The sequence below is a fragment of the Bartonella sp. CL100XZDX genome (assembly GCF_042195375.1).
GTDB lineage: Bacteria > Pseudomonadota > Alphaproteobacteria > Rhizobiales > Rhizobiaceae > Bartonella.
Window position 1 is genome coordinate 1 of the sequence record NZ_JBHIOH010000001.1, and the last position, 6,176, is coordinate 6,176.

General features: G+C 36.2%; 9 protein-coding genes and 2 pseudogenes. 2 read left to right on the forward strand and 9 right to left on the reverse strand.

From position 1 onward, the window contains the following. Window positions 1-660: 660 nt before the first annotated feature. From ACFILU_RS00005 to ssb, 4 genes are all read right to left on the reverse strand, one after another. Window positions 661-1,056, reverse strand: a complete 396-nt coding sequence (locus ACFILU_RS00005; RefSeq protein WP_005864994.1) for a type II toxin-antitoxin system HicB family antitoxin — start codon at window positions 1,054-1,056, stop codon at window positions 661-663. Then, window positions 1,053-1,253 carry a type II toxin-antitoxin system HicA family toxin gene (locus ACFILU_RS00010; RefSeq protein WP_375674282.1) on the reverse strand — a complete coding sequence of 67 codons (201 nt, stop codon included), beginning with the start codon at window positions 1,251-1,253 and terminating at the stop codon, window positions 1,053-1,055. Before ACFILU_RS00010 ends, ACFILU_RS00005 begins: the two co-directional genes overlap by 4 nt. A 65-nt stretch (window positions 1,254-1,318) precedes the next feature. Continuing rightward, on the reverse strand, window positions 1,319-1,855 hold the full coding sequence (locus ACFILU_RS00015; RefSeq protein ID WP_375674283.1) for a hypothetical protein: 537 nt from the start codon (window positions 1,853-1,855) through the stop codon (window positions 1,319-1,321). Between the two features lie 10 nt (window positions 1,856-1,865). Further along, a complete protein-coding gene (gene ssb / locus ACFILU_RS00020; protein ID WP_375674284.1) occupies window positions 1,866-2,318 on the reverse strand; it encodes a single-stranded DNA-binding protein in 453 nt (150 codons plus the stop codon). Between the two features lie 300 nt (window positions 2,319-2,618). Between ssb and ACFILU_RS00025 the strand changes: the two genes are divergently transcribed. Then, on the forward strand, window positions 2,619-2,810 hold the full coding sequence (locus tag ACFILU_RS00025; RefSeq protein ID WP_004859817.1) for a hypothetical protein: 192 nt from the start codon (window positions 2,619-2,621) through the stop codon (window positions 2,808-2,810). A gap of 67 nt (window positions 2,811-2,877) precedes the next feature. Further along, on the forward strand, window positions 2,878-3,306 hold the full coding sequence (locus tag ACFILU_RS00030) for a type II toxin-antitoxin system HicB family antitoxin (RefSeq protein WP_006589119.1): 429 nt from the start codon (window positions 2,878-2,880) through the stop codon (window positions 3,304-3,306). A gap of 41 nt (window positions 3,307-3,347) precedes the next feature. On the opposite strand, the gene ACFILU_RS00035 is transcribed toward ACFILU_RS00030, so the two are convergent. The 5 genes and pseudogenes from ACFILU_RS00035 to ACFILU_RS00055 all read right to left on the reverse strand — a co-directional run. Further along, entirely contained in the window at window positions 3,348-3,881 is a 534-nt protein-coding gene (locus ACFILU_RS00035; protein ID WP_375674285.1) for an antA/AntB antirepressor family protein, read from the reverse strand. Window positions 3,882-4,473: 592 nt separating this feature from the next. Continuing rightward, window positions 4,474-4,961 (reverse strand): annotated as a pseudogene (locus tag ACFILU_RS00040) (hypothetical protein). Window positions 4,962-4,974: 13 nt separating this feature from the next. Beyond that, window positions 4,975-5,268, reverse strand: a complete 294-nt coding sequence (locus ACFILU_RS00045; protein WP_375674286.1) for a hypothetical protein — start codon at window positions 5,266-5,268, stop codon at window positions 4,975-4,977. A 168-nt stretch (window positions 5,269-5,436) separates the two neighbouring features. Beyond that, a complete protein-coding gene (locus tag ACFILU_RS00050; protein WP_375674287.1) occupies window positions 5,437-5,868 on the reverse strand; it encodes a hypothetical protein in 432 nt (143 codons plus the stop codon). Then, a pseudogene (locus tag ACFILU_RS00055) lies at window positions 5,861-6,176 on the reverse strand (hypothetical protein); the annotation flags it as partial. The gene ACFILU_RS00050 and the pseudogene ACFILU_RS00055, both read right to left, overlap by 8 nt.

The following is a 6,176-nucleotide window of genomic DNA, read 5'->3' on the forward strand; positions in this document are numbered from 1 at the left end:
ACCAACAAAAGGTTTTACAGCATTAGCACGCTTGAGACGTGCGTAGACTTGATTGGAAACTTCAACAAATGGATTATTGGGTGTTGATGGTTCAAAGCGAACAGTGCTTTTATTGTCGCCAACAACACACATTGGCTTAGTGATGACAGCTTTCATCATTGCTCCTTTTGAGTCATAATTAATGACATCATTAGTCAAATATTAATTTTTGTTATTTGAAAAATTGATTAGCCAGAACTAGCAAGAAAACAGGGCTTTCTAGCCACATTTCAAGTTCACATTTTACTGAATTTTTAAGGGATATTTTTGAATTTTAGACGCAATTCAACTAGTGCAGTACTGTCATTCAATACTATTTTTTACACCATGTCAACAAAAAAATCTATATTTTTTATTTTAAAATAGAATATATAGATTTTTCTAAAACATTTTAGATTTTATAAATTATTGTGAAATTATTATAGGAGGGAAAGACAATGACAGGTCCAGAAATATTAGATGCCATGTATATAATATCAATGATAGTTATATCCCTCTTAACTATAGCGTTTTGTTTGCCTGCCGCCTTTTGATTTTCATTAATAGTTTTCGGATCATATGCAATTACACGCTTTTGCAAAAAAAAAAATCGAGAGTGAGAAATTTCTCCAGATTGATGAGCTAAATATTAAGCTCGTGACGCGCTGCTGTTGCCAAAAAAGCAGATCTTGTTAAACCTCTTTCTTGTGCACAATCATCAATTGCACGCAAAAGCCCTCTTTCAATAGATATATTCGTACGTACCACTTCTGCATCATTTTCAATAAAGGGGACTTGTATTAAAAAAGCTCCTTCTGACAAAGCTGTTTTGACAGATTCCCGTTGTATGACTTCTTCAAATTTTGAAGGAATAGGCACTATATCTATATCTTCACAATAAAGTTGAAGTGCTTCTGTTGCATTTGCGATTAAATTTTCTTCCTCATCAGCAGCAGAAAAAAGCCCCTCAAAATCAGGAAACTGAACACCAAAAGCAGAATCTTCATCTTTATGAACAAGAGCAAAAAATCTTTTCATTTTTCTTCTCCTTCTTTTAACCAACCTGCTTGTTGTGCGATAGAACGTGCTGTACCAATCGGAAGATTTTTTTTAGGATGTGGAACAATAACAACCTTACCATCTTTTTTTAATTTATGATGAGAACCTTTTACTTTGACAAGTTCAAAGCCATCACGCTTTAATTTTGCAATGATTTTTCGGCTATCTTGTTCCATTTCCTAAACTCATAATGTGTAAATATATACACATTAATGATTTTTCATCTGATGTCAATTCTTTTTTAACGGCTAAAGTGCTTATAAAGCGCATTAAGAGCAATGCGCAATGAAAGCACAAGGTGTGGTAGTGATTGATCTTCTATGACAAGATACTGTAATGCAGCATGAAGGTTATATTGACGGTGTAAACATTGAGCTTCTTGAACAACATTTTTTACAGCTAAAAGATGTTCTGTTGCTATCTGTACCCATTTCTCTCTTGCTCCGTTATCAGAAGTTGTAGGCATTTCATCATAAATTGCATTAGGCAATGCTTTTGCACATAGGTAATTGTTTTTCACTTCAAGATATCTTTGCGCAGCATCATATTGGTCTTGATTGATTTCGCCTTGCAAATAAAGCCGCCCGATATAGGTACCGGAAAGCGGATTTTTAGCCTCTTCTATGGTCAAGCCAAAGCGTTTAGCACGCATTTCAAGTGCTAATTTATCCATGGGTTCATGCGGTGTTTTTGCTCGTGAGATGCGTCCATTTGGTTCTCTGATACATCCTTTAATCCGTGGACGACCACGTTTTGCAAGTTTTTTTCTCTTTGTCATATGTTTTCAATCAGAATGGTATGCTGTCATTAAGAGATGCACTATGATCAGCAGCCCCTGAAGCAACAGCATAACTTTGAGAAGTAATGGGTGAAGGGGTAGGGGATGCCGATTGATCTTTCTTTGCATCAAGCAAATACAATTCACCTTTGAATTGTGGTAAGACAATCTCTGTTGTATAACGGTCATGCCCATTTTTATCTTGCCATTTGCGTGTCTGTAATTTTCCTTCTATGTAAACCTTTGAATCTTTGTTTAGATATTGAAGTGCAATTTTTGCCAAATGTGGATTAAAAATCACAACTGAATGCCATTCTGTTTTCTCTACTTTTTGATTGGTTTTTTTATCTGTATAGCTCTCAGAAGTCGCTATACTAAAATTGACTATTTCTGCTCCAGAATTCATTGTTTTGCTTTCGGGATCAGCACCAAGGTGCCCGATTAACGTCACTTTATTTAGCATATTTGTAGCCCCATTAGATTAGCAATTTATACATAAAAAATCTTAGCATAATTTGCATATTTATACAATTATTTCAGTTTATTAATAACAGTTTTTTAAGTATTACATTATAATATTATTTGACAAATCATGCATCAAAAAAACATGTCACACAAATGGCTCGGCTTTCTTATTTCTACTTTTAACTTTTCAATAAATATTCTTTCATTAAGAGTCTGTATCAAACTTTTTTGTTCGATTTATTGTTGACTATCGAACCTTTTTGTGCGATATTCATTTTATGCAGAAAGGGGAGGCTAAATGAAACGAGAAGCACTGCTTAGAGAATTACGTAAAGAAGCCAGAAAAAGAGGCATTCATTACAGTGAAGCTCCTGATGCAGGCAAAGGGTCACATTATTTGGTAACTTTTGGAGACAAGACAACCGTTATAAAATCTGGTGAATTGACCCCACTTTACGTGAAAATAATAAAAAAGCAGTTGGGGGTATGAGTTACTCTCTCAACGGCTTTAATTTTTCGTTTCAAAAGCATTTTGATCATGGCGAGGAGACCTAAACATGGAATACACGTATCAAGCAAAACTGGAATCTGATCCAGATGGTGGTTTTATTGTAACCTTTCCAGATGTACCAGAAGCAATAACAGCTGGAGAAAATAGAGCAGAGGCATTAGAGAATGCTGTTGAAGCTTTAGGGTTAGCATTACGGAGCTATCCTATGCGTGGTTTGCCTTTACCAATGCGACAACAGTATAAAGACCTTGTAGAGGTTACGGTAGATGCGTGGAATGCTCTTAAGCTCGCAGTGGTAGAAGCCTTTAATGAAGCGAATATCACAAAAACAGAATTGGCACATCGTTTGGGTAAAAAAGAAACAGAAGCAAGACGCATTCTTGATCCAAATTATCCAACTAAGCTTCAAACACTAGAGCAAGCACTGAGTGTTCTTGGCAAGCAAGTCGTTATTACAATCAAAAACGCGGCTTAACTCCCTCCCCACTTTTAAAATGGGGAGTTATGTTTTTAAATCTAAGCAGCTTTTACGACAGATCTTGCTAGAACCTGTTTTGCTTCTTTAATAAGGGCTTTGTATTTTCTGTTCTCTTCATCTACTCTGAAAGCATCAAGAAGACGCATATGAATTGGACCAAGAAGATACAAAACTTTTACACCAGCGTTCATTCCCTCCCAATAGCTTGGCAAATCAAAACGGGTATCACGATCATAATCAACAGATTGGTTTCTCAGTTTCTTCTCACACTCAATAAAGTAACGACGTGCTTGACGTCCTTTCTCATTGCGTTCAACCATAGAGAGCTCTTTTGCCATGTCTAAAGTGAGATGGTACTCTGTACTTGGACGACCGCCTTGGAGGTTTTCGCCAAAATTGGTGAAAACTATATAATCCTGATTTTTGAGAAAGCTGTATTTGTTAATACGGTCTTTAATCCAATTGGAAAAGTCTCGTTTTACTTCCAAAAACACATGTAATTCACGCGCATTAACGGTTTGAATAATTTCTTGTCCAACAGCTTGTTCTGATATTTTAATTAGAGTGTTCATCTTATTAGTCCTTTGTTTTATAAGTTAAAGTATCCAGGGCTAAAACAACCGAACTAATACAGCCCTTCGTATCTTTAGGTTACCCTTGGACATACACACGAAGACCCTGGACAAAAATTCTCATGATGGGCAACAGATCTTTCGGGATACTGTTGAACCGATTAGTTACGAGGTGTTTTAAGCCTGCCAATCAGACTATAGCTGTTCACAGAAACTGTCAATTATTTTTTGAAAAATCCTAAAAGTATTGACGTCCTAAGAGGATGCCGGGCGCTAACAAACACGGCGATTAGTCCGTCGTTACACTTTTCCCGCAAGGGTATTGTATAGTGTAACCACACCCGACAAATTTCTTTATATGCCATACGCGTACAATGAGTCAAAATTTTTAAATTTGCGGAGAAAAGATTGTATCGTAATCTATCCGCTAATCGCTTAAGTGTTTGTTAGGCACCTGATTCGAGAATATACATTGACTCAATAATGTCAAGCAGCCCACGATAGTTTTTTATGCTCTTGTTGATTTCATCTATGAACGTTGAGAAGAGACAACGCCATTTAATCTAAGCAGTTTTATAAAATCGGAATTTTACTATAGCTTTTTAACTGAGCACTGTAGTGTGTAAATAGATATGTTTATTAAACTGCGTGTACGTAACATAAGAAACAATACACAGACTAAAAAAGAATACCAAAGAGCAATATCTGAGTACCAAAGTACAGTATCCAATGGAAAAGAAAGCTTATACTCCACGTACTTAGAAATAATAGGCAAAGAAACAGTTTCTTTATAACTATTTGGAAAAATTAAAACGACAAGCGCTAAACTTATTAGCTTTAAAAGTCTGTGCATATACTGTTGTAAATCACGTGTTAATGTCTTCCAACCTGTTGTATTGCCGCGTTTGTATTTTGGATTGTTCTGCAACTCAAAAGGAATATGAGAATTGCATAAAATTGCAAAAACCGCTGTGACTATTACCAAAGAAACAGATGCGAATGTCAAAATACTTTGAATAAGTAGGGATTTTTTTTAATTCCTAAAAAACATAAAAATATAAAAGTTATAATGCCAAACAAGGCTCTTAGCTGTTTATCTGTAANCTATAAGAGGTTCGTAATTGAGAATGCTTTTTGGAATATTCCCACCGTAAACCCATGCTTTTACTTGCGCTTTGGTACTAAAATCCGCATTTTCTGGTGTGGTATAATACTGTCCGCCATCAAACTTTTCACACTCTCTTGTACCGTCTTCATATTCGTAGAGGTTGTAAAAATACTCCTCTGCTCCGTTCCCCCAAGGGACATAACCAACAGCTGTTGCAACAAACTCTTTTTGCATTGGTTGTTTACGCTTTTTTAAGAATAGGTCTTTTAATATTCTCATGTTTTTAGTCCATAATTTTACCAATTGGTCTATTTACCTAAAATTTGACCATACAGAGCGTTTTATATTACGGATATGTTTTTATCGTAAAATCTTTAAATCGCTTTGTACGGTACCTTTTTGTCGATTTAAATGCATGTCTAATCGTAAAATGATCAGCACTTTTCACTAGTTTGCTGTTTTAAATGAAATGGGAATGTAGCTACTAATTGTTCGACTTAATTCTATCAATTGTTCCGCTGTTACAGTTTTTCTTTCCGGTCCTTTCGGTTTAACTTCTGGTCTATCGAGTGCCTCTAATATACTTTTTGCTTGTTTTTTAGCACTACATTCAAGCTTTTCGCAGTAAAGCAGAAGATCAGCAGAAGCAGGCATGAACGTTGTCGACAAGCCTTGTGCTTTACCCTTCATCACATCCCTTGTTGCGGTTTTGATTGCCCAACGGCTTAGCCCATCGAGAGAAAAAAGATAAGCAACAGCTGTGGCTTTTTCATCTTCTCCAGGTAGGCTTTTAAGTCCACCAGAAAGCATGAGAAACATGGCTTTTATTTCTTCCTCAGAAGCTTTTTCATCAAGCTTTTGCAAAGCTTCATTACTCAGCGAGATAATTCTCTTCGCTTCTGCAGGTGATGGCTTTTTGCCCGCTAACCAATGGAATGGAGGGGTTTGCATCATCCTCGAATAAAAATTTGTACGGACTGTCTGAATTTTTGAAATCGGACATGTGTTGTGTAATTCTATAGGCACGACCACGCTGTTGTCCTGTTTGATATCCATTTCCTTTTCCATAGTTTTTTCCTTTCTCTAAATTCTCGATAGCCTTTCGCACCCAGTTACGCCATGTTGCTTGCCAATCACGTTTGATAGCATTCTTTCCTGCACAGGCTTTCCAATAATCTCGAAACTTT